Genomic DNA, 24,652 nt, shown 5'->3' with positions numbered 1-24,652 from the left:
AGATTTGAGGAGAGTTATATTTTGTTATGTATTCTATGAAACGTTACATATAAAAACGAGAGCAAAAACCCATTATAAGTAAGAGATATCGTTAATTTTCTGAAAATTGTTGCTCTGTACTCACTTTTCGCCGGCGGTAGTTATTTTTTGGTATGGGGAATGTTGTGGACATTTTTCTGACTGATGTCCGTACAGTTAACCCCCAGCTCAGCTTCAAAAAGCGATTGCTCAAATTTTGTTAATCAGGTAACGTTGCTGACTGATTTATAGCAATGGCTATACTTTTTAGCATAGTCTATTGAATCGATAAACATTACCGATTTAACTGCTCTGTCCGGGGCAGGTAAAGTGGCGCTATCACAGAGAATTACGGGGATGCCAGATGTCAGAAGGTCAGACCGCCGACAGTAACAAGAAGCAGAGGAAGGTTAAGCTCGCGTTGATGGGCCCTGCATTTATTGCGGCAATCGGCTATATCGATCCCGGTAATTTCGCCACAAATATTCAGGCCGGGGCCAGTTACGGCTATCAGTTACTTTGGGTGGTCGTCTGGGCCAATATTATGGCTATGCTGATCCAGTTGTTATCAGCAAAGCTGGGAATTGCGACCGGGAAAAATCTGGCGGAACATATTCGTGATCGTTTTCCACGCCCTGCTGTCTGGTTCTACTGGGTGCAGGCTGAACTGATTGCGATGGCGACGGATTTAGCTGAGTTTATCGGCGCAGCGCTGGGTTTCAAATTGTTGTTCGGCGTTACCCTGTTGCAGGGGGCTATTATCACCGGAGTCGCAACTTTCCTGATTCTGATGTTGCAGAGTCGTGGCCAGAAGCCCCTGGAGTGGGTGATAGGCGCGATGTTGTTGTTTGTTGCCGGGGCTTATGTAGCAGAAATGTTTTTTTCTCAGCCAAATCCTGGTGGATTAATCCGTGGTATGGCACTACCTGTATTGCCGGATTCTAACGCACTATATCTGGCTGCCGGGGTACTTGGCGCGACTATTATGCCCCACGTCATTTACCTGCACTCGGCGCTGACCCAACAGGATGATGGTGCGAGTAAAAAACAGCGTTATGCCTCAACCAAACTTGATGTCGCCATTGCTATGACGATTGCCGGATTCGTTAACCTGGCAATGATGGCTACAGCTGCTGCCGTGTTCCATTTCAATGGTCATACCGGAATTACCGAACTCGATGAAGCTTATCTGACACTGAAACCTCTGCTGGGAAGTGCTGCTGCATTAGTTTTCGGTCTGAGCCTCGTGACTGCCGGCTTGTCTTCTACTGTCGTAGGGACTTTGGCAGGGCAGGTCGTTATGCAGGGATTTATTCATTTTACTATTCCGTTGTGGGTTCGCAGGGTAGTCACTATGCTGCCATCGTTTATTGTTATTTTTGCCGGAATGGACCCTACCCGGGTACTGGTTCTGAGCCAGGTATTCCTGAGCTTCGGTATTGCGCTGGCATTGATCCCCCTGCTGGTATTCACCGGTAACCGGCAATTGATGGGCGCACTCACCAATAAAAGAAAAACGCATATCACCGGTATTGTGATTGTAGTACTGGTCATTGTACTGAACGTGGTTGTGCTGAGCGGTGAAATACCGGACCTGTTCTGACAGGCCTTCATCGACCGGGCGACTATGGTTACCGCCCGGCAGACGAAACCATGATATAGTGTTTTTTTGCCGGTTTTATACCGTTGCGTAGTAGCAGCCATGCGCGGTTCTGCCAGTGATTATTCAGCATCTTACCTATGTGCATTGATTATCAGGCAAGGTATGGTAGATAACTGTGAAAATGATGAATGAATTTCACCTGGTTACCGGTGACCAGCAGATTTGAAGAAGGCGAACCCGTCTTCACCATTAATTACCCCCAAGCGGAGTAGCATAAGAATGACAAACTATGCCTTGGTCGGCGATGTAGGCGGAACTAACGCCCGTCTTGCGTTGTGTGATGTGACTGACGGCAGCATCTCGCAGGCCAAAACCTTTTCAACCGATGATTATCAGAGCCTGGAAGATGTTATCCGTGAGTATCTGGCAGACCAACAAGCTATCACCTGTGCATGTATCGCCATCGCTTGTCCGGTGAAAGATGACTGGATTGAAATGACTAATCATAGCTGGGCGTTTTCTATCAGCGAGATGAAACAAAATCTCGGTCTGGAACATCTGGAAGTGATTAACGATTTCACTGCGGTCTCTATGGCTATCCCGATGCTCAGTAGTGATGATGTCATCCAGTTCGGTGGTAGTGAACCGGTGAAAGATAAACCTATTGCAATCTATGGTGCCGGGACAGGATTGGGAGTGAGCCATCTGGTACATGTCAACAAACGCTGGGTCAGTTTGCCAGGTGAGGGTGGGCATGTTGACTTCACCTGCGGGACCGAAGAAGAAGACATGATCATGAGTGTTCTTCGTGCCGAACGTGGCAGAGTTTCAGCTGAACGGGTGCTCTCAGGCAAAGGTCTGGTAAATATCTACCGGGCGATTGTCATTTCAGACAACCGTGTGCCTGAACGACTGCTGCCACAGGACGTGACCGAACGCGCACTTTCCGGTAGCTGCACAGACTGCCGGCGTGCGCTGTCACTGTTTTGTGTCATCATGGGGCGTTTCGGTGGAAACCTGGCACTGACCCTTGGGACTTTCGGTGGCGTATATATTGCCGGGGGAATTGTGCCACGGTTCCTGGAGTTCTTTAAAGCTTCCGGTTTCCGTGCTGCTTTTGAAGACAAAGGACGTTTCCGTTCTTACGTACAGGACATTCCGGTCTATCTGATTACACATGACCAGCCAGGACTGCTGGGAGCAGGCGCCCATATGCGCCAGACTCTGGGGATGGTGCTGTAATTTCTGTGTCATTCCTGAGCCGTGTTGTGTTTGCCACACCGGCCAGGAATGCATTCTGCTACAAATGCATCAGCAGACGAAATTCTTTGACCTTACTGCGGCTGACTGGGACCTGAAACTCCAGTTCCCGTAATTTAAGAATATAAGTATTGTTAAACCACGGCTCTATTTCGCTGATTTGATTAAGGTTTACGCAATATGAGCGGTGACAGCGAAAAAACTGACTCTCTGGCAGCCTCTGACAAAACTCACTAATACTCATCGACATAATAAACTGATCGCGCCGGGTGTAGACGATGGTGAGTTTTTCGTGCGCTTCTGCGTAACAAATATCGTTAATATCCGTCACGATGATCCGGTCATCTTTTACCAGGTTGATAGTCTGCTGTGTTGTCGAATGATTTTGCGCAGAGATAGTATTTTGCTGGTGGTGCCAACCAGCTTCCAGCTTATTCAGCATGCTGATGATACGGGATTCCTGATATGGTTTCAGAATGTAATCAAAAGCATCCAGCTCAAAAGCTTCCACGGCATGCTCTTTCCAGGCCGTAATAAACACAATCAGAGGTTTAACCGCAAACTGACTGATATTTTTTGCCAGTAGCATGCCGTCAAGTGATGGAATGTTAATATCCAGAAAAATAACATCTGTCTGATGTTGTTGAAGATACTTAAGAACATCCAGACCGTCAGTAAAACAGGCTTCAATGCTGATATGACTGTACTCTTGTATCATCCAGCTGAGTTCCTGCTGGGCCAGGTACTCATCTTCGACAATGATAGCCTTCACGTTACATTCTCCGTACTGAATTGTCTTTTACTGTTGTCAGCTACCGTGGAAGGGGAGGTTTTGCTGACAGTAAAACTGATTTCGGTACCAGGGGAGAGGCGGCGAATTTTTAGTCCCTCCCCGTATAGCAATCTGACGCGATGATGAACGTTCAGCAGACCAATCTTATTACCTGGCATTTCGTTATTCGCTACTCTGCGGATGACTTCCTCACTGATACCCTCCCCGGTATCCTTTACTGAGATGATGACGTTATCTTCACCATCTCCCTGACGGATAGTAATAGTCACCACGCCTTTTCCCTGGGTACGCTGAATACCATGGACAATGGCATTTTCAACCAGAGGCTGGATAAGCAGGCTCGGAATTTTACAGGAAATTTCTTCATCGATGTCATAGATTACCGATAGTTTGTCGCCAAACCGGGCTTGCTCGATAGCGATATAATCCATTACCTGGTACAGCTCTTTCCTGATATCAATCACTTCATCATCACTGAGTTCCAGGTTGTAGCGCAGATAGCGCGACAAATTTATGACTAACTGACGGGCAGTGTCCGGGTTCATGCGGATCGACGAGGAGATAGCATTCAGTGCATTAAACAGAAAATGCGGATTGATTTTACTCTGCAGGGCGCGCAATTCAGCTTTATTTGCCATCTCACGTAACTGTTCAGCCCGTGAGACTTCCAGCTGTGTTGAGATGATTTGTGATAAGCCAACGGCCATCTCTTTCAGTGAGCCGGTAATCCGGTGTGCCCGACGATAATAAATCTTCAGGGTGCCAGCGACCTCACCTTTTTCCCGCAATGGTATCACTAAAATAGAGTGGATATCCCGTGTCCGGTTGGCTTCATCATTGTTACGGATAATGATTTTCCCGCTGGTAATCGCAAGCGTCGTGGTGGTGCTCAGACCAATATTACCGGTCTGATACTGCTCTTCACCATAACCGACGTAAGCAAGAATTTCCTGTCGGTTGGTCAGTGCCACTGCATCGGCATTGATATCGTGGCAAATAATTTCGCAGACCTGGCGTAATGACTGGCTGTTGATGTTCCTGAATAATGGCAGAGTTTTATTGGCAATATCCAGGGCCAGTTTCGCCTGACGTGCCGCCTGTGCTTCGCGCTCCCCCTCAACGCTTTGTACCAGCAATACTATCAGCCCGATGCTGGTCGCACCCAGAATCATCGGTAGCGCAATTTCACTGACAATCTCTATGCCGAGAGTGGTGGGACGTGTCAGCAGTACAATCAGTATCATTGTCAGGCTTTCACATAACATGCCACAGAGGATTCCGACGCTCCAGCGCCGTGATTTTTCGATATGCCGGTAAATGAGCCCTGAGACCACGCCTGCCAGCACACTGGTTATCAGGCAGGGCAGTGCGGTCACACCGTGAACATCGATTAAAAACCGGTGTAATCCGGCAATGACCCCGGTGGTAATGCCTACCCAGGGACCAAACAATATTCCCCCGGACATGACCGCAATGATTCGCACGTTGAGCAACGACCCATCTACATTGATCCCAGTCCAGGTACTAAACAGCGCAAACAGGGAAAAGATGGCTGTTACGGCCATTTTTTCTGGCACGGTATAATCATCTTTTTGTAACAACTGGCGGAAGGGGGCTGCGCGGGTCAGAAAAAACAAGCAGATCAACATTAATGCTGCACGGTCAAAAACCGCCAGTAACTTATCCAGATGAAGAAACATCGTGGCGGGCCTTAGGTGAATAAACAACAAAACAGGCAGTTATGATAGAAAAATTCCCTGTCATGCACCAGCGCTTCACCGGGATAATCTGCGTAAAACAAAATCAGGATCAATTCCGGGTTATCGGTTAAAAAATATCTGTGTCGCCTGAGGAGCATTTACTGGACAAATACTGAACCCGGCAGGTATGTTGATTTTACTCCATTCGGAGTGCGTCGCTCGGACGGTCCGGGCGCTAACGTTTAACGGAGTTTTTATGTCAGATAATCAGCCAGCCCGTCGTTTTACTCGTATAGATCGCCTGCCTCCTTATGTTTTCAATATCACCGCAGAATTAAAAATGGCCGCCCGTCGTCGGGGCGAAGATATTATTGATTTCAGTATGGGGAATCCGGATGGCCCTACACCACCACATATTGTCGAAAAACTCTGTCAGGTCGCACAGCGTGAAGATACCCACGGTTATTCCACCTCCAAGGGTATTCCCCGGTTACGCAGAGCAATTTCCCGCTGGTATGCAGATCGTTATCAGGTAGATATCGATCCTGAGTCTGAAGCCATTGTGACTATTGGTTCGAAAGAGGGGCTGGCACACCTGATGCTGGCAACACTGGATCACGGTGATACCGTACTGGTACCTAACCCAAGTTACCCGATTCATATCTATGGCGCGGTTATTGCCGGCGCACAGGTGCGTTCGGTACCGCTGGTATCCGGCATTGATTTCTTTGCAGAACTTGAGCGGGCTATCCGTGAAAGTTATCCAAAACCGAAAATGATGGTTCTGGGATTCCCGTCAAATCCGACAGCACAGTGTGTTGAGCTGGACTTCTTTGAGCGGGTTGTCGCTCTGGCTAAACAATATAATGTGCTGGTGATACATGATCTGGCCTATGCAGATATCGTTTACGATGGCTGGAAAGCACCTTCAATTATGCAGGTTCCCGGTGCCCGTGATGTTGCTGTCGAGTTCTTTACGCTGTCGAAAAGTTACAATATGGCTGGTTGGCGTATTGGATTTATGGTGGGTAATAAGGAGCTGGTTTCGGCGCTGGCAAGGATTAAAAGCTATCATGACTATGGTACCTTTACCCCGTTACAGGTCGCGGCGATAGCGGCACTTGAAGGGGATCAGCAATGTGTCCGTGATATAGCCGAACAATATAAGCGTCGTCGCGATGTTCTGGTGAAAGGGTTGCATGATGCTGGCTGGAGGGTGGAAAACCCGAAAGCATCGATGTATGTTTGGGCGAAAATTCCGGAGCATTATGCCCATCTCGGATCGCTGGAGTTTGCTAAACTGCTGCTTGAAGAAGCAAAAGTGTGCGTTTCCCCCGGAATCGGCTTTGGTGATTATGGTGATACTCATGTCCGGTTCGCTCTGATTGAGAACAGTGATCGTATCCGCCAGGCGGTGCGTGGCATCAAAAACATGTTCCGTGCCGCAGGGTTGGCACCCCAAAATAGTAGTGAATCCGTCTCTCCGGAGAGTTCAGCGTCCTGATAGTTTTGCTCAGGGGAGAAATTCCCTGAGCTTCCCCGGTTTTTGCGCCAAATGAATCTTCCCTGACAGCCACAGGACACTTGTCTGGTCGTTACAGCTGGTAACTTCGTTACATCAATCGTTGTGGTTTTGAAAATTAATTAAAATCTGTTTTTCCCCGTGCAATCCTGGCTTTAAAATTAATTGTTTTTTTCTTTGTCATGGCATTTGTTTGGCAGGAGCGAGAAAATCAGTCAGGTAATACTCTGACAATTAAAGCAAATCAGGATACATTAACGGGGAGCATCTCATGGGCGGTGTCAGGTGCCTGTTGTTCCGGGCAGTCTTTACAGGTCTGATACAGGTATTTACTACTCTCCGGAATGGAGCTGGATAATGAAAACATTATTAATGGCAATTGATCGCCAGGCCTCAATGGCGGAAAAAATTATCAGAACCACCCTGGATCAGGCTAAAGCCCATCAGGCATCAGTGGTTATTGTGTGTTGTGTGATGTCTGATGATATTTCCGGCAGCCAGCCGATAGAAATTGATACGGCAGAGAGCGGGTCACTGTTGCTGAATGCCAGAGACAGCCAGAATTCGGCAGAACAGATGCTGCGCTATGCGCTTAATCCGTTTGCTCAGGCCGGAATTCCTGCCCGCGGATTGATCTGCAGTGGCGAACCGGCTGTCACCATAGTCGAACAGGCTGATCGTATACAAGCCTCAATGATAATTATGGGACGTCGCCATCTTTCTTCCTTCAACCGAATTTTGAAAGGCTCAGTGAGTGCTGCTGTCATTGAACGAGCCCATTGCCCTGTTCTGGTTGATGTTACCCAAGAGACTTCGTCTGCGGTATGACCGAAACACTACTCCCTTCTGTCATCAGCCTGATTGTTTTAGGGTTACTACTGACTGTTATTGTCAGAAAGAATCGTCTTTCACTGGTGGCTGCCATTTTACTGACAATTGTTCCTGTAGCCGCAGGTAATCTGTGGTGGTTTTACGCCTATAAACCACAGCATGATGCAGAACTTTTGGCTCAGCACTCACTGGCTGAATTGTCAGCAATACCTGGTTACCGGATTCTGAAACAGCAGGAACCGAAACTTTGGGCGGTATTGCAGCAATCTTTTCTGCGTTCAATCAAGCAGGGAATGAGTGTTCCCCTCGCCATCGGGCAGTTACGCGGCATGCTGGCTGATGTGGTGAATCAGCGAATTGGTCGTGCCAGTGATCAGGCGGTTATTAACTATGTCACGGTTAACGTGGACGAAATGATTGCACTGGAGAAAATCTCACCGGAATACTGCTTTCGCTTTCTGTATCCGCAGGTTGAAGGTGGCGTCAATCTGATGCAGGTACTGCCGCAGTCGCTGAATGATCGTGATTCCGCGGCGATGGAACAGCTGTTCCTGACCAGTGAAGGCCCTGATAAACCAATCAATAAAACCCTGGCCAGTAATACGTTGAAACAGGTGGTCGGTATCCTCTACTCACGCTGGGGCGACAAGCTGAAACAGCTCAATGAGCCGGGTGACACATCTTCTGATCATCAGTCACTGTGCGCGATGACGATTGATTTGTACCAGACCATCCTGAAACTGCCGGCGCCTCAGTCGGCCAACCTGTTACGGATGATGGTAGTCAGTGCGGATTAATCCCTGAACAGTGTCTGCCGGAGGGGGGACGACAGAAATCTCTGATTTCTCCGTCCTGATGACCGCTTACGGTCTAATCCGATGTGCAACCGCCGGTGGAGGGATACATTACTATGAATGTAACTTTTACTTTTCGGTTAACAATGCTGAACATGGCGAAAAATCTTAGAGTTCTGTGTATGGCGGGTGTGCTTAGTACTCTGCTGAGTGGCTGCGCACATCAGTATCCCGGGGGGTACACCCAGGTAGACAGTGATAAAGCTTCCCATAGTCTGCAGTTTCGTTACAAACCTTCACAGGTCAATCTGACCGCGCTCAACACCACAGTGGCAGATTATTGTCACCAGCATGGTTTTGATAAAGTTGAACCACTTCCGGAAGAAAACAGTGCCTGGTCAGGAGAAAAAACTCGTTGGTTCCAGTGCAATTATTCGGTAGATAATTAATAGCAGCGAAGTCAGGAATACTCGTCACCGGGAAGAAGGGGCTATACTATGATTTCCCCACACAGGAGTTTTGCACATTGATCGGTGAACGACTGTTGAATCCGGTAAACCGCTATCGCAGGTGGTTCAATATTCTCTGGACGATTCCTACGTTATTTATCTGGGCGATGGTGGGGGCACGAATGGGGATGCAATACGATCCTGATGCCCCCGGTGGCATCTATATCTTTGCCGGACTGATGGTATGGTTTTTTGTGCATCTTCTGCCGGTCATGGTTTTGGCGATAGTGCTGGTGATTTACCGCTGGAGAGTCAGGACTGCGTTAAGAGTGAAGTGATTTTTCGGGAAATAGTGTCAGATAAAGACAAAATTATGCCCCTGCAGGCGGGGCATCACAAATAACGGGCAGGTTGTCAGTTTTGTACCAGAGTGGCAGGTTGTTCTGAATTTTGGCCCGGCTGTCGAACGGTCAGCGACAGGATCAATGAAACTGCCAGTAGTACCATGATCACTACAAATGTCACCATAAATCCGCCGAAAATTGACGCGACCAGCGAACCAAGAATACTGCCTACGCCAAAACCGAGATAAATAACACCGTAGTTTTTTGTCAGATTATTCAGACCAAAGAAATCGCTGACCAGTGACGGGAATACGGTAATCGAACCACCAAAGCTGAAAGCGATACAGGCAACAGCGAAGAAAAATGAATCCTGTTGTAGTCGGGTAAACAGCAGCAGACTCATCCCTGCCAGTGAGACTACCTGCGCCAGTGAAATCACGCGGATACGTGGCAGCTTGTCGGATAATACCCCCAGCACCAGACGACCCGCCAGATTGGCCATGGCTATCACCGTCACTGCGTTGGCTGCGGCCAACGCGGGTAAATGCACCAGATTCTGGCCGATGTCTTTGGCGATCCCGATGACATATAAGCCGCTCATACAGGCTGTCAGGAACATCAACGCCAGCATCCAGTATTGTGGCTGACGCATAGACTCTGCGAGGGTAAAGTCACCGGCAGAGTCACTACCTTGCTGAACCTCTGTACGCGGGGCATCTTTCATCAGCAAAGCGCCGAGCGTCACAATTACCAGAGTGATCACTCCCCACAGCATAAAGGTATGCTCCAGGCTCTGATGAGCCAACAGATAACTAAAAATAAATTTAAAGCCCAGGCTACCCAAACCGTAAGCGCCGATAGAGCAGGCAGAAATGACTCCTTTACGCTCAGGAAACCACTTTACGCAGTTGGATAATATCAGCAGGTAGCCAGTACCATCAGCCAGACCGACCAACACACCGGCACTCAGATATAGCATGCCGATGGACGAAGATTCTGCGGTCAGAAACAAGCCGATAGTCAGTAGAATACCGGCACTGAGGGTCACGTTACGTACCCCGAATCGTTCCTGTAGCTTTCCTGCCATAGACGATGCCAGAGCGAGGGTAAGGCTGAGAATTCCGAAAGACAGGGCGATTTTGCTGATCGGAGCTGAGAGTTTCTGAGACAAGGGCTGATTAAACAAACTCCAGGTATAAACAGATCCTAATGCAAACTGGGTAATCACAGTCCCGCACAGTGTCAGCCAGCGAGTGGCTGATGGCGGTTGTTGGGTGGTGTTCATATTCGCGCTCCGCGAGAGATTCATTTTCTACGGACAGGATAATTAATTACCGGGAGTTTGTGTGGGATTATGGTATGAGCTGCCGTTTACGCGGCATGAAATGCATGAAAGAAGGTATGAATGACGTTTACAGAGTGTCAGTGCCATTCATACCCGTTTGTGTTTAGGCTGCTCGTGCGCGCCGGCCTGCTGGTAAGCGGGCGAACATCATCAGGTTCGCCAGTGAAATGCTTATCAACCCGAGCACGGCATGCGGTTGCCATATAAAGCCTTCAAACTCCGCAGATAATGCCAGTGCGACTAACGGAAATAATAAGGTACTCCATGCGGCCTTTGCCGCACCGATTCTGCCCAGCAGGGTAAAATAGGCGCCAAAACCACACACCGATCCTATCACTGCCAGATAACCAACGGCCGCCAGCCAGTGAGTGTTCAGCGACGGCGCCAGAGACTGACCGGTTAACAGGCTGATCAAGGCCATGACCAGGGCTCCGTACAGCATGGCAAAACCGGTGGTAGTCATGACATCTTGTTTCTGGCGCTGGTGGCGCACGCTCAGCATATTTCCCAGCGAGAAACCCAGGGTCCCCAGGGCGGATAAACCAATACCTGCCAGCAGTTGAACCGAATAATGGTTGGCCCTCAACTGCGGCCAGAACATCACAATCATCCCCCCCAGGCCGAGGATCAACGCTGGAATAAATTGTACCGGTGGTTTCTGACGAAAGAAGATCCAACTGTTGATGGTGTTATAAATCACCGCCATTGAAAAAATCACAGATTCGAGACCACTGTTAATCCACTGAGCTGCCGTATAAAAGCAGATAAAATTTCCGCCAAAGATACAACATCCCTGCAGCAGACAGAAAAAATGGATCTGACGGGACAATTTTTTCAGGCGGTGGGTCAGTTTTAACAGAGCCAGCAGTAGGATTGCCGCCAGCATAAAACGCCAGAAGACTGAGGTCATCACCGGCACACCGGCAGAATGTTGCTGGACAAAAATAGCTATCCATGTCGTTCCCCAAATCAGTACTACGGTAAAATACAGTACGATGTTCATCTGGTCTTTCCCCTCCCCACGCTAAACTGCCATTATGGCGAGGTACTGAGGGAACCGTTGATACAGGTTTGCGGCCAGTTTGCATAATCCTGCGGTTTTCTTTGTCTTAACAGAGTCAACACTGGCAGCGGGTAAGACAGCCGATTACACTGAGAAAGTGGCAGAGGAGGACCGGAGAAACGATGTCTTATCAGACTTTTGATATTTTACGAAGGCACAAGACAAAATTACGTGAAGCAGTTACGCTCGACAGTGGCATACAGTTAGCGTCGTGGTTCAACTGTCAGGACATGGTGACAAATCTGAGTGATCACCATACTCTCAGTTTGTATATTGCCGATGGCTACGATACCTGGCATAAAACTCCGTATGGCTGGCGTAATGGCGGTGGACCCGATCGTTTCTGCCTGATGCCCGCTCACAGTGAGTCATGCTGGGATGTCCGCGCAAGACTTTCGTTTGTTCATCTTTATTGCACCGAACAGCATTTGATGAAACTGGCGGGTAAAATTTGGGATCGCAGCCCGCAGATGATTTCGCTGGATGAACAGGTTTTCGCTGAAGATCCACGAATTACTCAGCTGTATCGCCACTTTTTGCTCAGTTGTGACTGGCAACAACCGGCGAATCATCTGATGCTGAGTACTGCCACCACATTATTAATGACGAGTTTAGTGCAACAATACAGTACCGTTAACTGGAAATTGCCAAAAGTACGGGGTGGGCTGGCACCAAGGGTACTGAAAAGGGTGGATGAATTTATTACCTCACAGTTAAGTTCACCTTTAACTCTGGCAGAACTGGCCGCAGAGGCGTCATTAAGTGATTATCATTTTGCGCGGATGTTTCGTCAGAGTACCGGTCAGTCGCCACATCAATATGTGATGATCAAACGGATGAACACGGCAGAGCAGTTACTTCTGAATACTCCGTTGTCACTGACGGCTATTGCGGAGGAATGCGGTTTTTCCTCTCTGAGCCATTTCAGTAACCGGTTTCGTGCTCACTTTGGTCAGAGCCCGTCAGTCTATCGTCAGGCACGGCCATAGAGCCGTGTCTGTTGCAGATAAGTCTTAGTTTTTATCATCACTTTCGCCCAGGAAAAAGTACCAGAGCGGAATGGAAAGCAGGCCAGTGAACACCGCAGTGTAGATGACAATCATAAAACACTGTGTCAGATACAGATCGGCAGGCCACTGACTGAAGGGAATATGATATTCATCGATAACACCACCGATAATCGCCCGTGTCATAATGACACCAACGATTAAAGCCACTACCACCACGCCACTAATAAAGTGACGGGTTTTTTTATTATTAAACATTATCATCGCACCTCGCCCTGGAAATTACCTGCCGAAATATACATTGTTACTCACCGTTATTAATGAATATTCCGGACTAAGAATTATTTAGCCGATAGAGTGTAACCCGGTCAGGAATAAAATCCGACTCCTGTCAAACGGTATATAGTCTGTTAATATTTAAATGATATATCCAAGGTGATTTTAATTCTTTATATCCATATGCAGGCACCAGGACATCTGGCGGAAAATCCACCTGTCGAGGAGATTGGAGAGGGCGTGTTCTGGTGAGTATGGGAATTTGATTTTGATTAATAACTTGAAAAATAATGATTTTTTCACCTCAAGGTAAAAAAAAGGCCAGTGTTTGCATCACTGGCTGTCAAAAATTAGTGGGCTATCATCATTTTTAAGTTATTGAACAGTAATTAAACACAGTTGTTGTATGTTGTTAAATATGATTTTTGTATTAATTAATCTGCTTCCACCGATGGGCGGAAATTTCCTACCTACCCGCACTTTACGCTTCTGCAAAGCTCAGGGGTAATGAAGCTTCTTTCTGTGCTCAGCCACTTTGATGAACGTCGGGGATTGGTGTGCCTGAGTTCTGACACAACGACAGACGGGGAGGGGAGAATGAGGGCGTTCATGAATTCCGTTCACCGTCTCCTGGCCTGACATTCTGCAATCGGTGGTTGCCTGCTTCCGTTTTGCTACAGCAGCAAAGGAGATTAAACAAGCGACCAGGTTTAGGGCATTTTGCAGTCCTGGCGGGTGTATCGATGCTGACATCCAAAACGCCGGGTCCCGGGCAGCTGAAAAAGCTTCAGAGGTCACCAGAAATACTGAAGCCAGGGAAATGAAAATTTGCTGAATTTAATAAAATTATATTATGCATACAAATGGTAATTGTTCTTATTCTCATCTTTATCATGTTAATGAAAGGTTATTTAAGTTATAAAATATCGATCCAGATGTATTTTATGTTTATCTACTGATAACTTAATTGAAGTTTTATTTTGATCATAATCTGTTTTTATATTACCTGTAGGTTATTGAAAATATTATCTGATCCAGAATTGTATTCTTAACTGAATATATAAATAGTTAACGATATGTGCTAGTGCACTGAGAGTGGTTTTGTAACTATCTGATTTAAATGGTTTAAATAAAAATTAATTCATCGGTTTGTGACCGTGAGGCGATGTTTAAATAGCAGTAGATTAAAAATTAATTTTCGTTTGGTTACAATTGCATTATTGAGTGGGGAATATTTTGTGCGGTGTGAATGAATATAATACACCGTGCAACAAAAAAGCGGTTTACCTACATTTTTCTTGACAAGATCCGGGTGCAGAGGAATATACTGGGACTCATTCGGACTACACAGAAACCAGTATTGTGCTCTTTTATGACAATATTTGCGTCTCGAAAATCTGGGTATATCTCTATATAAACAAATTCAGATTCTGCAGTAATTTGCTTGTCGTCAATACTGCATAGCGCTTATCAAATAAGCTTTGCCGACAAAAGCTCCGTAGTGAGTGATGTGACAGGTTCATCTCTGCGAGGAAATGGACGTGGTGGCGATTTTTTGTTCTTCTTTCCGGTGGAAAGCAGAGATATGTGCTATAGAAACAGTATGACGTTTAGAGGAAAGGATGGTGCGACACCTGATTCTACTCTTCCTGTCTCATCTCTTATCAATCTACCTGCCTGGTAAGAGACAAGGCACCTGGGTGTCGTGGGCTAATACGGTCACTTAATACAAAAGAAGATAGCAATGTTAAGCAATGATCTCACATCGCTGATTACGCGGATTGACTTCGCGCTAATCTCATCAATTCATATCATCTATCCGCCACTGACCATCGGTCTGGCCTTGTTGCTTTTCATCGCGGAAGCAATGTGGGTCAGGAACAATGATGAGAAGTGGTATCGCATTTGTCGTTTCTTTGAAAAGCTGTTTATCGTGAACTTTGGTGCCGGTGTGGCTACCGGGGTCACTATGGAAATGGCGTTTGGTATCCTTTACGGCCGCTTCTCACAGGCTGCCGGACCTTTTTTTGGTCAGGTGTTAGGATACGAAACCATTACTGCCTTTATGTATGAAGCCGGATTCATCGGCTTGATGATTTTTGGCTGGGGTAAAATCAGTCGCAAAATGCACCTGTTTGCGACCTTTAACGTTGCTCTCTCCTCAACTCTTTCGGCCATGTGGATTCTGGTCGCGAACTCCTGGATGCAGACACCGACCGGTGTTCAGTTGAAAAACGGCATTTTTGTCGTGACTGACTGGGTTGCTGCACTGTTCAATGCTAACGTTCGCTCTGCCTTCCCGCACATGTTACTGGCGAGCTTTGAGCTGTCATTAACTTTTGTGGTGGCTGTCTGTGCATGGTTCGTCCTCAAACGTCGCAATGTAGATATTTTCCTTCGTCCTTTGAAATATTCACTGGTTGCGCTGGCCGTAGTTGCTGCAGCCCAGGTCTACATGGGTGATGTTTTGGGTGAGAACACCCTGGAGAACAAGCCTGCGGCGTTGGCAGCAATGGAAGGTCAGTATGATGCTTATGATGCTCAGGGCAATGTTAACAATGCCTGGAACATTATCGGCTGGCCGAACAAAGAAGGTACGGGTCTGGCGTGGTCCATTTCTATTCCACATGGTCTGAGCCTGATTGAAACCAAAACGTGGAACGGTCCGGTTCGTGGTCTTAACAGCTTCCCTAAAGACGAACAGCCGCCCGTGGTCCTGCCGTTCTATGCTTTCCGTGCGATGGCCGGAGCAGGTGGTGCACTTCTGCTGGTGAGCCTGTGGGGTGTCTGGTTAATCGCTCGTCGTCGTATGACTCCGGAAACTGCATCGTCTAATAAGTGGTTCCTGATGATTGCCGTGGCTATGGTTGTACTGCCGTATATTGCAGTGATTGCCGGCTGGTGGACGCGTGAAATTGGTCGTCAACCATGGATCGTTTACGGACTAATGCGTACTGAAGATGGTATGAGTGCAATGACGACAGGCCTGGCAATTTTCTGGTTTGTTGGTTTTGCAATTTTCGAATCAGCGGTTGTCACCGGGACAATCTGGTTCCTCGCGAAAGTCGTTCGCATGGGGCCTGATTTATCCAGCAAAATCCCTGGTGAAGGTCATGAGCATCTTGGTCAACTGGATCTTCCGGAAGGCGAAGAGCACGCTGACCATCCTGAATACATAAGACCGGTCTGATACGGAGAGAACACACATGGATATGCTAAATCATACCCAGCATTTTTTGATTATTGCCTGGTGGCTGGCTTTTGGTATCAGCGTACTGTTATACATTGCGTTGGATGGTGCAGACCTTGGTGCAGGGATTTTCTCGCTGTTCGTCAGAGATCATCACGAACGCGGTGCTATCATGGCGGCAATGGCTGGTACCTGGGATGCTAACGAAACCTGGCTGATTGTTGCGGGTGGTATTATGTTTGGTACCTTCCCGTTTGTTTACGGTTCTGCGTTTAGTTACCTGATGGTGCCTATGGCACTGGTATTGTGGGGCATTATGTCCCGTGCCGTAGCCCTGGAGTTTCGTCATCTGGCTTCACCCTTCTGGCAGAAATTTTCTGACGGCGTGTTTGGGATTTCCAGCCTGACGGTGACCTTCTTCGGTGGCATGAGCGTGGGTGCTGTACTGCAGGGCTTTGCTCTGGATAATCCGGCACAGGGTGTTCCGCACTATGCGGGTGGGGCGTTTAACTTTATTACGCCTTTCTCAATTTGGACCGGTGTTGCTTCCTGTATTGCCATGGTTCTTGCTGGTGTGCTGTTTGTCCGCGCGCGTTTTGAAAAGAGTGAACCTTTGCGTCAGATTGCAGCCCGCTGGACGGCGGTAACTTTCTGGTTAGCGATTATTGCGGTTGTGGTCACCTGGGTCTGGAGCGCATTCGACTTTGACTGGGCCCGTGCTAAATGGTTTGGTCCGCACTTCTGGATTTGGGGACTGTTTGGCCTGATAGCGCTGTTCTGTATTGAACAGGTACGTCGTGATACGCTGAAAGACAAAGATTTTGCTGCTATCCTGTGGTTTAATGCCGCTGCGCTGATCCTTGGTTTCGGTATGCTTCTCACCATGTTCCCATGGATTGTTCCTAACACATGGACCATTTGGGCCGGTGCGACCCCGCAGGTTTCCCTGATTACATTCACTCTGACCATGGGTGGATTTGTTCCGGTCATGCTGATGTATAACTGGTACCAGATCTGGGTATTCCGCGGTCGTATCTCTAAACTGGTCGGTCACGGACACTAATCTTATATGTCGTCTCGCCCACCCCTCAGTGGAGCGGCCGCTCGCCTGGCAGAACGCTGGCTTTCAAGCCAGCGTCGCCAGGCTGGTGCGCTCTTTTCCCTGTCAGTCGTTATGGCTACCCTGAATGCGGTAATGATGATTGCCCAGTGCTGGTTACTGGCATGGCTGATTGACAGTGTGGTTATTGGTGGCAAAGAGCTGTCGGGGTTATTCCCGGCACTCTGGTTACTGCCGCTGGTGATGTTACTGCGTGCTGGTCTGGAACTGTTACGCCAGGGTTTTGCGTTTGAAAGCGCCGCACGTATCCGTCAGACTCTCCGCTCCACCTTACTTGAACGTATTTCAGCTCTTGGACCTTCCTGGAGCCAGCAACAACGTACCGGCAGTATCGCCAGTACGCTGGGTGAAGGTGTTGATGCTATCGAAACTTACTTCTCTGCTTTCCTGCCACAGAAAATTATTATCGGTGTCGTTCCGTTAGCGATCCTGGTCGCATTGTTTCCGTCGGACTGGGTGTCCGGGCTGATTATGTTGATCACCGCGCCACTGATACCGATCTTCATGATTATTGTCGGCAAAGGTGCAGAAAAAATCAGTCTCAAACAGTGGCGTAAGCTTAGCCTGATGAGCGCCCACGTTTTTTGATGTGATTGCCGGACTGACCACGTTGCGTCAGACAAATGCTGCCCGTCGGCAGGCTGAAATTATTGCGGCAATCTCAGAAAATTATCGTCAGACCACGATGAAGGTATTGCGTGTTGCATTCTTGTCCTCGCTGGTACTGGAATTTCTAGCCACGATCAGCACAGCCATGGTGGCCGTTTATGTCGGTTTCCGACTCTATTACGGCGATCTGGCCTTTTTACCAGGTTTATTTGCTCTGTTACTTGCCCCCGAATTTTTCAGACCTCTGCGCGATCTGGGGGCCCATTATCATGCACGTATGGATGCCATCGGTGCCACAGAAGGCCTGTTGCATATTCTTAACACCGAACTGCCGGAACAGACTGCGGCTCAGGCATTGTCCGTTGTTGAACCACAGGAAATTCGGGTGGAAAATCTGGGTTATCAGCATCCGGAAGGCGGCGGTATCGAAGATATTTCATTCACATTACGTCGTGGCGAAACACTGGCAGTCGTCGGGTCGAGTGGGGCAGGTAAAACCACGCTGGCCAGACTATTACTGCGGTTTATCAGTCCGAACCGCGGAAAGATTTTGATCGACGGTGTGGATCTTTCTCAACTGGATCTGCCGGAGTGGCAGAAACAGATTGGCTGGTTACCGCAACGGCCGACACTGTTTGCGGGCTCGATTGCCGATAATATCTGCCTCGCCCATCCACAGGCCAGTGACACTGAGCTAAAGAAAGCGGCACAGCTTGCACAGGCTGACGGATTCATCAACGGATTCGCTGAGGGTTATGCCACTCAACTTGGAGATGGTGGCCAGGGATTGTCCGGCGGCCAGGTGCAACGTGTGGCTATGGCAAGAGCCCTGCTCACTGCACCCCCGGTAATGATCCTCGATGAACCGACGTCCTCTCTTGACAGCCATACTGCACATCAGATGATGTCGGCCCTGGTGAAAGCATTCCCGGACTCTGCGCGGCTGGTGATTACACACGATACCTCTGTGGCTGTGATGGCCGATAGGGTGGTGGTGCTGGCTCAGGGTAGGGTGATTGAATCCGGAACTCCGGCTGAGTTGCTGCAAAGCGGCGGAGTGTTGGCTGAACTTGAACGTTTGCAGAAAGGAGCAACAGAATGAACGAATTACGTCATCTGTTAGCACTGGCCCGTCCGTGGCGGGCACGGATGGCTATTGGCATACTCCTGTCAGTGGTTGTTATTCTGTCGAACGTATCGCTGCTGGCGCTTTCCGGCTGGTTTATCGCTTCGATGGCGCTGGCCGGTGTGGGTAAAATGACTCTGGAGTTTTTTACCCCTGCTGCCGCTATCCGCGGCCTGGCAGTACTGAGAACCTTAGCCCGCTATCTGGAACGGGTGGTTACCCATGATGCAACTCTGCGTTTACTGGCAGTGCTGCGTGTCTGGTTTTATAAACACCTGGAACCGCTGGCGCCTGCCAGACTGCAGGAGTTTCGTGACGGTGATCTGCTGACCCGACTCAGAGCAGATATCGACAGCCTGGATAATTTCTATCTGCGCATTCTGGCTCCGGCGATTGCCGCGCTGATCTCTTCAGTCGCCATTTTATGCGTACTGTTCTGGTTTTCTCCGGCAGTCGCAGGGATTGATGCACTGATGCTGCTGGTTGCTGGTGTGGTGATTCCGGTCGTTGTCGCTTCGCTGACCCGGGCCTCGGGCAACGCAGTGACAGGGTTGAGAGCATCTTTGCAGGTTGCCTCCACAGACTTAATCCGCGGTCTTGGTGAGTTACAGATAGCCGGGGCAGTTAATCGCCAGACTGAACACCTGAGCCGACTGTCTCAGCAACTGATTGCCGCGCAGCGTCGTCAGGCGTGGATTGCTGCCGCGGGTAATGCACTTTCCGCACTGGCAGGCCAGATTGGCATGTTTTGTACGCTGATCCTGTTAATCAGTGCCGCTCATAACGGTGCGCTGGCAGGTAACGATTTTGTCATGCTGATCTTTGCGGTGCTTGCCAGTACCGAGGCCGTTGTTGCATTACCGGCTGCCTTTGCAGCCCTCGGCGTGACCCGCGAGGCCGCGCGCCGTATCTTTGCCATGGCAGAACTCACTCCTGCCATTCGTTTGCCGGCCTCCAGTGATAAACCGGAACGCTTTGATCTGACCTTCTCGGCAGTCACTATGCGTTATGCAGCTGATAAACCCGCTGTACTCGACTCTATGAGCTTTAAGGTGCCGGAAGGACACTGTCTGGCGCTGCTTGGCCCGAGTGGTGCCGGAAAAACCACCATCCTTAACCTGATTCAGGGGTTCTGGGAATGTGAGCAGGGCACGATTTCGATTGGCGGGTATCCCGTCAGGGAGTTATCAGATCAGGTATTGCGGCAGACCATCTCAGTGGTCGGCCAGAAAACCTATCTGTTTAATGCTTCAGTACGCGATAATCTAAGGATGGTGGCCCCTGACTCCGATGACGATACCCTGTGGCAGGCTCTGGCTAAGGCTTCTCTGGCCGATGAAATCAGGGCTTTCCCTCACGGCCTGGATACGCTGGTCGGTGAATTAGGTGCTCGTTTGTCGGGCGGGCAGGCTCGTAGGATTGCCATTGCCCGTGCGTTCCTGTCTGATGCTCCGGTTATCCTGTTGGATGAACCGACTGAAGGGCTTGATGCCACAAATACCGGGCTGGTACTGCATTCTCTGCAACAGTTGGTTAAAGGCAAAACAACCTTACTGGTCACTCACCAGATTCAGCCACTGGTGCTGGCAGACAGCCGGCTGGTACTGGAAGGCTGATATACCGTCAGACCTGTACAGAGAGTGGAATTTCTGTGCAGGTCTGCGTAATAATGCCGGAACATTTTGCTCCTCAGTCTGCTCCCTGTTTGTTATCCGAAAAATCCCGTTTTCTTCCTTCAGTGGCTGTAGCTTATGATGTGTCTTCGGACTCCGCCTGATGCAATCTACGGGATAACTGACTAAAATAGCAGCACTGTATCAGAGGTTATTTATTTTATGAGAAACAGGCGGACTGACTGGCAACCTGAAGCGATTCCTTTTGTTTATCCCCATAATCTTCGCGAAGAGGCCGCAAATGTCCCGGCGACCCCCGGGGTCTATTTTTTTATGGCGAAAGTGACAGCATGCCACTGTATATCGGTAAAAGCGTGAATCTGCGCGCACGGCTACTGTCGCATTTCCGCAATACTGATGAAGCAAAACTGTTGCGTCAGACCCGTTACATTCGTTATCAGCAGACTGCCGGAGAAATAGGCGCATTGCTGCTCGAGGCTCAACTGATTAAACAGTTAAAGCCACTGTTTAACAAAAGATTACGCAAGACCCGTCTGCTGCACACCCTGAAACTGACCGATCAGGGGGTGAGTGTTATTGCTCTCACCCCACAGGAAATGGACGGCGCGGAAGATATCTACGGCCTGTTTAAAAACCGTTATAGCGCACTGGGGGCCCTGAAGGAGATAGCCGATCAGAATTCACTCTGCTACGGCTTACTGGGAATTGAAAAAAATCCCCCGGGGCGGGCCTGTTTTCGTCACGCCTTGCGTAAATGCTCGGGCGCCTGCTGCGGAGTAATTTCTGCTGAGCAGCATCAAACGCAGTTAATGCAGGCAGTCGCTTCACTGAAAATCGTCTGCTGGCCATGGCCGGGGCGGATTGCCTTGCGTGAAGGTGAAAAGTATCAGGTGATCGATCACTGGGTATGGCTGGGAGAAGCCGACAACCTGACCCGGGCACGCGAACTGTACGGGGTCAGGGACGGTTATGATATTGATGGCTACAAGATCCTCTGCAAACCACTACTTTCAGGGAAATATGAAATTATCCCGCTGAACGGTTGATGTCTTCGCAGTACGGAATGGGTTATTTCAGCTCGCGGGATAGTGTAGCAGAGTCATAATAATCTCCCTGATAAGTGATCTTACCTTGTTTCAGTTTGATAAAAGAAACACCGGAGAACTGAATCGCCTTGCCAGTTGGCGGACTGCCAGCCCAGTTGCCGGTATTGTGCCCTGAAAATACCCATTCAAAGGACACAGTAGTTTTATTCCAGACGGGTTCTCCTACCATTTTCCATTGCAGATCAGGGACCCCCTGAATAAACGGAGCAATGACCTGCTGCTCTGCAGCGATTTTTCCGGTTACCGGCGTACCCACAGAGGCATCGTAATACACTCCCTCTGGTGAAAAATAGTCAGTCGCCTGCTGCGCATTATGATGATTCCAGGCGGCCATATAGGATTTCACTATTTGTACCGGGCTTTCTGCGGCAGATGCGGCAGATGTACAGACAGCCATAATCATGAAGCAAAGATTTTTGTTCATCAGTTAAGTCACCCTAATGAAATATCACTCATGACATGTTTAATCCGCGTATATTCTTCCAGTGAATAGCCAGATAAATCCTTCCCATAGCCTGATTTCTTAAACCCGCCATGTGGCATTTCTGCAGCTAATGGGATGTGGTTGTTAATCCATACTGTCCCGAAGTCCAGATCATTACTTATCAGCTGTGCTCTGCGGTGGTCACTGGTCCAGACACTCGCTGCAAGTCCGAATTCAACATCGTTTGCCATCTCTAGCCCTTGTTGGTCTGAACTAAAGCTCTGCAAAGTCATTACCGGGCCAAATACTTCCCGTTGGATGGCTTCATCCTGTTGCTGCAGGCCGGAGATCAGGGTGGGTTCGAAATAGAAACCGGGTCCTTTTCCTGCCCTGCCGCCGGTTTCAATTTTTGCGTGAGCAGGCAAACGGTCAATGAATCCCTGGACCTGCTCCAGTTGGTTTTTACTGTTCAACGCACCATACAAAGCCGTTGTGTCATCGGGTAATCCGTAATGAAGGTGTCTGATTTCATTAAGTAATGCGTCGAGAAATTGTGGATAGATGCTTTCCTGAACAATCAGCCGTGTTGCTGCGGTGCAATCCTGCCCGGCATTAAAAAAGCCGGCTGTACACACTACCTTTGCTGCTTTTGCGATATCGGCATCTTCAAACACTAATACAGGAGCTTTCCCGCCTAATTCCAGATGTGCGCGGGTCAGGTTGGCAGCAGCCGAGGCAGCGACCTGTAAACCAGCTCTTACCGAACCGGTGATGGAAACCATCGCTGCCTGTGGAGATGAGACAACCATAGAGCCGGTAGTTGCTTTTCCAAGCAGCACATTAATACTGCCGGCAGGGAAAAAAGGTGCAGCAATTTCTGCCAGTAGTAGTGTGCTAAGGGGAGTGGTATCACTTGGCTTCAGGACCACTGTGTTGCCTGCTGCCAGAGCCGGAGCAATTTTCCAGATTGCCATCATAAACGGATAGTTCCATGGTGTTACCTGGCCAACAACACCCAAAGGCTCCCGACGAATTACAGAACTGAAGCCTTCAAGATACTCACCGGCTGATTTACCTTCCTGGCAACGGGCTGCACCAGCAAAAAAGCGCACTGCATCGCAGGAAGCTGAAATTTCTTCCTGACGAATAAAGTGTTTCAGTTGGCCAGTTTCCTGGCTTTGTACGTCGATGATCTGCCCGGCATGTTGTTCTATAGCATCAGCCAGTGATAGCAACGCTCTCTGGCGTTGTGAGGGGGTGCTTTTTTTCCATTGCTTAAAAGCACGATGTGCCGCCTGATAAGCTGCATCAACTTCTTCCTGTCCGGCCTCGGGAGATAATGCGTAAGCCTCTCCTGTCACCGGGCTTATCAGCGGGAAAAAATCACCTTTGCTTTCAGCGGTGAAGCTATTGTTTATATAGTGAGACAGTTTACGCATGACAAATATCCTTTAACATAAGTTTTATTATGTTTTATCATTGGTACATGAAGATTTATAGCGTTGATGTCATATGATTTTTATATGGCAACTGGCGAGCAAAGCAGGCGAAGGGTGATAAAATTGTCGTGATATTTTCCGTAAATAGCAGGGGGGATAATCCTGTGTCGGCTCGCGGAACAAGCGGGCCCGGTGACATATCATTGACGGTGGTTTTATGTTATCAATACTCACCATTCTTTTAAGCAATAACACAAGAAATCACGAGGTCTATGATTACTCATGCTGTGATTTTTTCACCTATCGGCCAGTCCAGCCGTTCAGACCAGATCATTCAGCGACTGGCCAATGCGATTATTTCGGGCTTGCTCGCGGCCAATGAACAATTGCCTAATGAAGCCGATTTGGCCCGGATGATGGGTGTATCACATATCACCATCAGGGAAGCTCTGAATACCCTGAGAGCGAAAGGATTGATCTATACCGCTCGCGGGCGAAATGGTGGAAGTTTTGTCGCAGAGTCAATTGCCAAAGAGGCTTTTCCCAGCGACAGTTTTCGGTCAATCAGTACCGAATATTTATCAGATCTTGGCGAATGGCATTGCGCTATTTTCTGCCATGCCAGTCGACTGGCGACCGAAAGGATGACCGCCAAAGATTTGGCCGCTCTGACCGGGTTTGTCGAGGCACTGGAACAGTCTGCCAGTCCTGAAATACGTTGCCAGTCAGACATGCGATGTTTGCTCACCATTGCGGCAAACTCACAATCAGCCCGGATTGCGAACCAGGAACTCATGGTCCAGGCAGAATGGGCGGCATTGGTGACCATGCTGTATCAGTCTGATGAGTTTCACCTGCAAATTGTGGGATTTTATCGCCATTTGCTGGCAGCTTTTGAACAGCGGGATAGCGAACAGGCGGTACGTATTGCCGGAAATATAGTGAATCATTTTACTTCCAGACTTATCGAAGTTAAGTTCAGTATTCATACAACATAGT

At 48.8% G+C, this 24,652-nt stretch carries 21 protein-coding genes and 1 pseudogene; 15 read left to right on the top strand and 7 right to left on the bottom strand.

Going from position 1 to position 24,652, the window contains the following annotated elements; translation table 11 throughout:
- Positions 1 to 382: 382 nt before the first annotated feature.
- Positions 383 to 1,621 (top strand): Nramp family divalent metal transporter, encoded by a 1,239-nt coding sequence (locus tag HA49_RS08265; protein ID WP_038021991.1) that lies wholly within the window; start codon positions 383 to 385, stop codon positions 1,619 to 1,621.
- Positions 1,622 to 1,900: 279 nt separating this feature from the next.
- Entirely contained in the window at positions 1,901 to 2,863 is a 963-nt protein-coding gene (glk, locus tag HA49_RS08260; RefSeq protein ID WP_038021988.1) for a glucokinase, read from the top strand.
- Positions 2,864 to 2,921: 58 nt separating this feature from the next.
- On the opposite strand, the gene HA49_RS08255 is transcribed toward glk, so the two are convergent.
- On the bottom strand, positions 2,922 to 3,653 hold the full coding sequence (locus tag HA49_RS08255) for a LytR/AlgR family response regulator transcription factor (protein ID WP_038021985.1): 732 nt from the start codon (positions 3,651 to 3,653) through the stop codon (positions 2,922 to 2,924).
- Entirely contained in the window at positions 3,650 to 5,374 is a 1,725-nt protein-coding gene (locus HA49_RS08250) for a sensor histidine kinase (RefSeq protein ID WP_046791722.1), read from the bottom strand. The genes HA49_RS08255 and HA49_RS08250 overlap by 4 nt, the downstream gene beginning before the upstream one ends.
- A 256-nt stretch (positions 5,375 to 5,630) precedes the next feature.
- Here HA49_RS08250 and alaC point away from each other — a divergent pair, with 256 nt between their 5' ends.
- The 5 genes from alaC to HA49_RS08225 all read left to right on the top strand — a co-directional run bounded on the left by alaC (position 5,631) and on the right by HA49_RS08225 (position 9,308).
- Entirely contained in the window at positions 5,631 to 6,878 is a 1,248-nt protein-coding gene (gene alaC, locus HA49_RS08245) for an alanine transaminase (RefSeq protein WP_038021982.1), read from the top strand.
- 375 nt (positions 6,879 to 7,253) lie between these two features.
- Positions 7,254 to 7,724 carry a universal stress protein gene (locus HA49_RS08240; protein WP_038021979.1) on the top strand — a complete coding sequence of 157 codons (471 nt, stop codon included), beginning with the start codon at positions 7,254 to 7,256 and terminating at the stop codon, positions 7,722 to 7,724.
- Positions 7,721 to 8,524, top strand: coding sequence for a hypothetical protein (locus HA49_RS08235; RefSeq protein WP_038021976.1), 804 nt, complete (start codon positions 7,721 to 7,723; stop codon positions 8,522 to 8,524). Before HA49_RS08240 ends, HA49_RS08235 begins: the two co-directional genes overlap by 4 nt.
- Positions 8,525 to 8,637: 113 nt before the next feature.
- Positions 8,638 to 8,970, top strand: coding sequence for a hypothetical protein (locus tag HA49_RS08230; RefSeq protein WP_052752458.1), 333 nt, complete (start codon positions 8,638 to 8,640; stop codon positions 8,968 to 8,970).
- Positions 8,971 to 9,047: 77 nt separating this feature from the next.
- Positions 9,048 to 9,308 carry a hypothetical protein gene (locus HA49_RS08225; protein ID WP_038021973.1) on the top strand — a complete coding sequence of 87 codons (261 nt, stop codon included), beginning with the start codon at positions 9,048 to 9,050 and terminating at the stop codon, positions 9,306 to 9,308.
- 76 nt (positions 9,309 to 9,384) lie between these two features.
- On the opposite strand, the gene HA49_RS08220 is transcribed toward HA49_RS08225, so the two are convergent.
- Together HA49_RS08220 and HA49_RS08215 are read right to left on the bottom strand one after the other, a co-directional pair.
- Positions 9,385 to 10,599 carry an L-lactate MFS transporter gene (locus HA49_RS08220; RefSeq protein ID WP_038021971.1) on the bottom strand — a complete coding sequence of 405 codons (1,215 nt, stop codon included), beginning with the start codon at positions 10,597 to 10,599 and terminating at the stop codon, positions 9,385 to 9,387.
- 163 nt (positions 10,600 to 10,762) lie between these two features.
- Positions 10,763 to 11,662, bottom strand: a complete 900-nt coding sequence (locus HA49_RS08215; protein WP_038021968.1) for a DMT family transporter — start codon at positions 11,660 to 11,662, stop codon at positions 10,763 to 10,765.
- Positions 11,663 to 11,844: 182 nt separating this feature from the next.
- Here HA49_RS08215 and HA49_RS08210 point away from each other — a divergent pair, with 182 nt between their 5' ends.
- Entirely contained in the window at positions 11,845 to 12,711 is an 867-nt protein-coding gene (locus HA49_RS08210) for a helix-turn-helix domain-containing protein (RefSeq protein WP_038021966.1), read from the top strand.
- A 24-nt stretch (positions 12,712 to 12,735) separates the two neighbouring features.
- On the opposite strand, the gene HA49_RS08205 is transcribed toward HA49_RS08210, so the two are convergent.
- The gene (locus tag HA49_RS08205; RefSeq protein WP_245610170.1) at positions 12,736 to 12,987 is read right to left on the bottom strand and encodes a DUF2534 family protein; all 252 of its coding nucleotides are present in this window, start codon (positions 12,985 to 12,987) and stop codon (positions 12,736 to 12,738) included.
- 1,762 nt (positions 12,988 to 14,749) lie between these two features.
- Here HA49_RS08205 and HA49_RS08200 point away from each other — a divergent pair.
- The 6 genes and pseudogenes from HA49_RS08200 to cho all read left to right on the top strand — a co-directional run bounded on the left by HA49_RS08200 (position 14,750) and on the right by cho (position 21,730).
- Positions 14,750 to 16,195 carry a cytochrome ubiquinol oxidase subunit I gene (locus HA49_RS08200; RefSeq protein ID WP_038021959.1) on the top strand — a complete coding sequence of 482 codons (1,446 nt, stop codon included), beginning with the start codon at positions 14,750 to 14,752 and terminating at the stop codon, positions 16,193 to 16,195.
- Positions 16,196 to 16,211: 16 nt separating this feature from the next.
- Complete coding sequence (locus HA49_RS08195) at positions 16,212 to 17,258, top strand: cytochrome d ubiquinol oxidase subunit II (protein WP_038021956.1); 1,047 nt, start codon at positions 16,212 to 16,214, stop codon at positions 17,256 to 17,258.
- A gap of 6 nt (positions 17,259 to 17,264) precedes the next feature.
- Positions 17,265 to 17,903, top strand: coding sequence for an ABC transporter transmembrane domain-containing protein (locus HA49_RS21790; protein ID WP_245610169.1), 639 nt, complete (start codon positions 17,265 to 17,267; stop codon positions 17,901 to 17,903).
- Between the two features lie 22 nt (positions 17,904 to 17,925).
- Positions 17,926 to 19,026, top strand: a complete 1,101-nt coding sequence (locus HA49_RS21785) for an ABC transporter ATP-binding protein/permease (protein WP_245610168.1) — start codon at positions 17,926 to 17,928, stop codon at positions 19,024 to 19,026.
- A complete protein-coding gene (gene cydC, locus HA49_RS08185) occupies positions 19,023 to 20,666 on the top strand; it encodes a thiol reductant ABC exporter subunit CydC (protein ID WP_038021953.1) in 1,644 nt (547 codons plus the stop codon). The genes HA49_RS21785 and cydC overlap by 4 nt, the downstream gene beginning before the upstream one ends.
- Before the next feature lie 219 nt (positions 20,667 to 20,885).
- Positions 20,886 to 21,730, top strand: a pseudogene (cho, locus tag HA49_RS08180) (excinuclease Cho).
- Positions 21,731 to 21,752: 22 nt separating this feature from the next.
- Here cho and HA49_RS08175 read toward each other — a convergent pair.
- Positions 21,753 to 22,214 carry an ester cyclase gene (locus tag HA49_RS08175; RefSeq protein WP_046791721.1) on the bottom strand — a complete coding sequence of 154 codons (462 nt, stop codon included), beginning with the start codon at positions 22,212 to 22,214 and terminating at the stop codon, positions 21,753 to 21,755.
- 8 nt (positions 22,215 to 22,222) lie between these two features.
- Entirely contained in the window at positions 22,223 to 23,653 is a 1,431-nt protein-coding gene (locus HA49_RS08170) for a gamma-aminobutyraldehyde dehydrogenase (protein ID WP_038021948.1), read from the bottom strand.
- Positions 23,654 to 23,925: 272 nt separating this feature from the next.
- Here HA49_RS08170 and HA49_RS08165 point away from each other — a divergent pair, with 272 nt between their 5' ends.
- Positions 23,926 to 24,651, top strand: a complete 726-nt coding sequence (locus HA49_RS08165; RefSeq protein WP_038021945.1) for a FadR/GntR family transcriptional regulator — start codon at positions 23,926 to 23,928, stop codon at positions 24,649 to 24,651.
- The last annotated feature ends 1 nt before the right edge of the window (position 24,652 follow it).

Source organism: Tatumella morbirosei (genome assembly GCF_000757425.2).
Taxonomy (GTDB): domain Bacteria; phylum Pseudomonadota; class Gammaproteobacteria; order Enterobacterales; family Enterobacteriaceae; genus Tatumella; species Tatumella morbirosei.
The sequence above is the reverse complement of the archived record's forward strand: the minus strand, read 5'-3'. Positions and strand labels throughout refer to the sequence as shown.

Coding starts and splice junctions, on each gene's coding strand:
- HA49_RS08265 (WP_038021991.1), top strand. CDS start 383: ATGTCAGAAGGTCAGACCGCCGACAGTAACAAGAAGCAGAGGAAGGTT.
- glk (WP_038021988.1), top strand. CDS start 1,901: ATGACAAACTATGCCTTGGTCGGCGATGTAGGCGGAACTAACGCCCGT.
- HA49_RS08250 (WP_046791722.1), bottom strand. CDS start 5,374: ATGTTTCTTCATCTGGATAAGTTACTGGCGGTTTTTGACCGTGCAGCA.
- alaC (WP_038021982.1), top strand. CDS start 5,631: ATGTCAGATAATCAGCCAGCCCGTCGTTTTACTCGTATAGATCGCCTG.
- HA49_RS08240 (WP_038021979.1), top strand. CDS start 7,254: ATGAAAACATTATTAATGGCAATTGATCGCCAGGCCTCAATGGCGGAA.
- HA49_RS08235 (WP_038021976.1), top strand. CDS start 7,721: ATGACCGAAACACTACTCCCTTCTGTCATCAGCCTGATTGTTTTAGGG.
- HA49_RS08230 (WP_052752458.1), top strand. CDS start 8,638: ATGAATGTAACTTTTACTTTTCGGTTAACAATGCTGAACATGGCGAAA.
- HA49_RS08220 (WP_038021971.1), bottom strand. CDS start 10,599: ATGAACACCACCCAACAACCGCCATCAGCCACTCGCTGGCTGACACTG.
- HA49_RS08215 (WP_038021968.1), bottom strand. CDS start 11,662: ATGAACATCGTACTGTATTTTACCGTAGTACTGATTTGGGGAACGACA.
- HA49_RS08210 (WP_038021966.1), top strand. CDS start 11,845: ATGTCTTATCAGACTTTTGATATTTTACGAAGGCACAAGACAAAATTA.
- HA49_RS08205 (WP_245610170.1), bottom strand. CDS start 12,987: ATGTTTAATAATAAAAAAACCCGTCACTTTATTAGTGGCGTGGTGGTA.
- HA49_RS08200 (WP_038021959.1), top strand. CDS start 14,750: ATGTTAAGCAATGATCTCACATCGCTGATTACGCGGATTGACTTCGCG.
- HA49_RS08195 (WP_038021956.1), top strand. CDS start 16,212: ATGGATATGCTAAATCATACCCAGCATTTTTTGATTATTGCCTGGTGG.
- HA49_RS21790 (WP_245610169.1), top strand. CDS start 17,265: ATGTCGTCTCGCCCACCCCTCAGTGGAGCGGCCGCTCGCCTGGCAGAA.
- cydC (WP_038021953.1), top strand. CDS start 19,023: ATGAACGAATTACGTCATCTGTTAGCACTGGCCCGTCCGTGGCGGGCA.
- HA49_RS08175 (WP_046791721.1), bottom strand. CDS start 22,214: ATGAACAAAAATCTTTGCTTCATGATTATGGCTGTCTGTACATCTGCC.
- HA49_RS08170 (WP_038021948.1), bottom strand. CDS start 23,653: ATGCGTAAACTGTCTCACTATATAAACAATAGCTTCACCGCTGAAAGC.
- HA49_RS08165 (WP_038021945.1), top strand. CDS start 23,926: ATGATTACTCATGCTGTGATTTTTTCACCTATCGGCCAGTCCAGCCGT.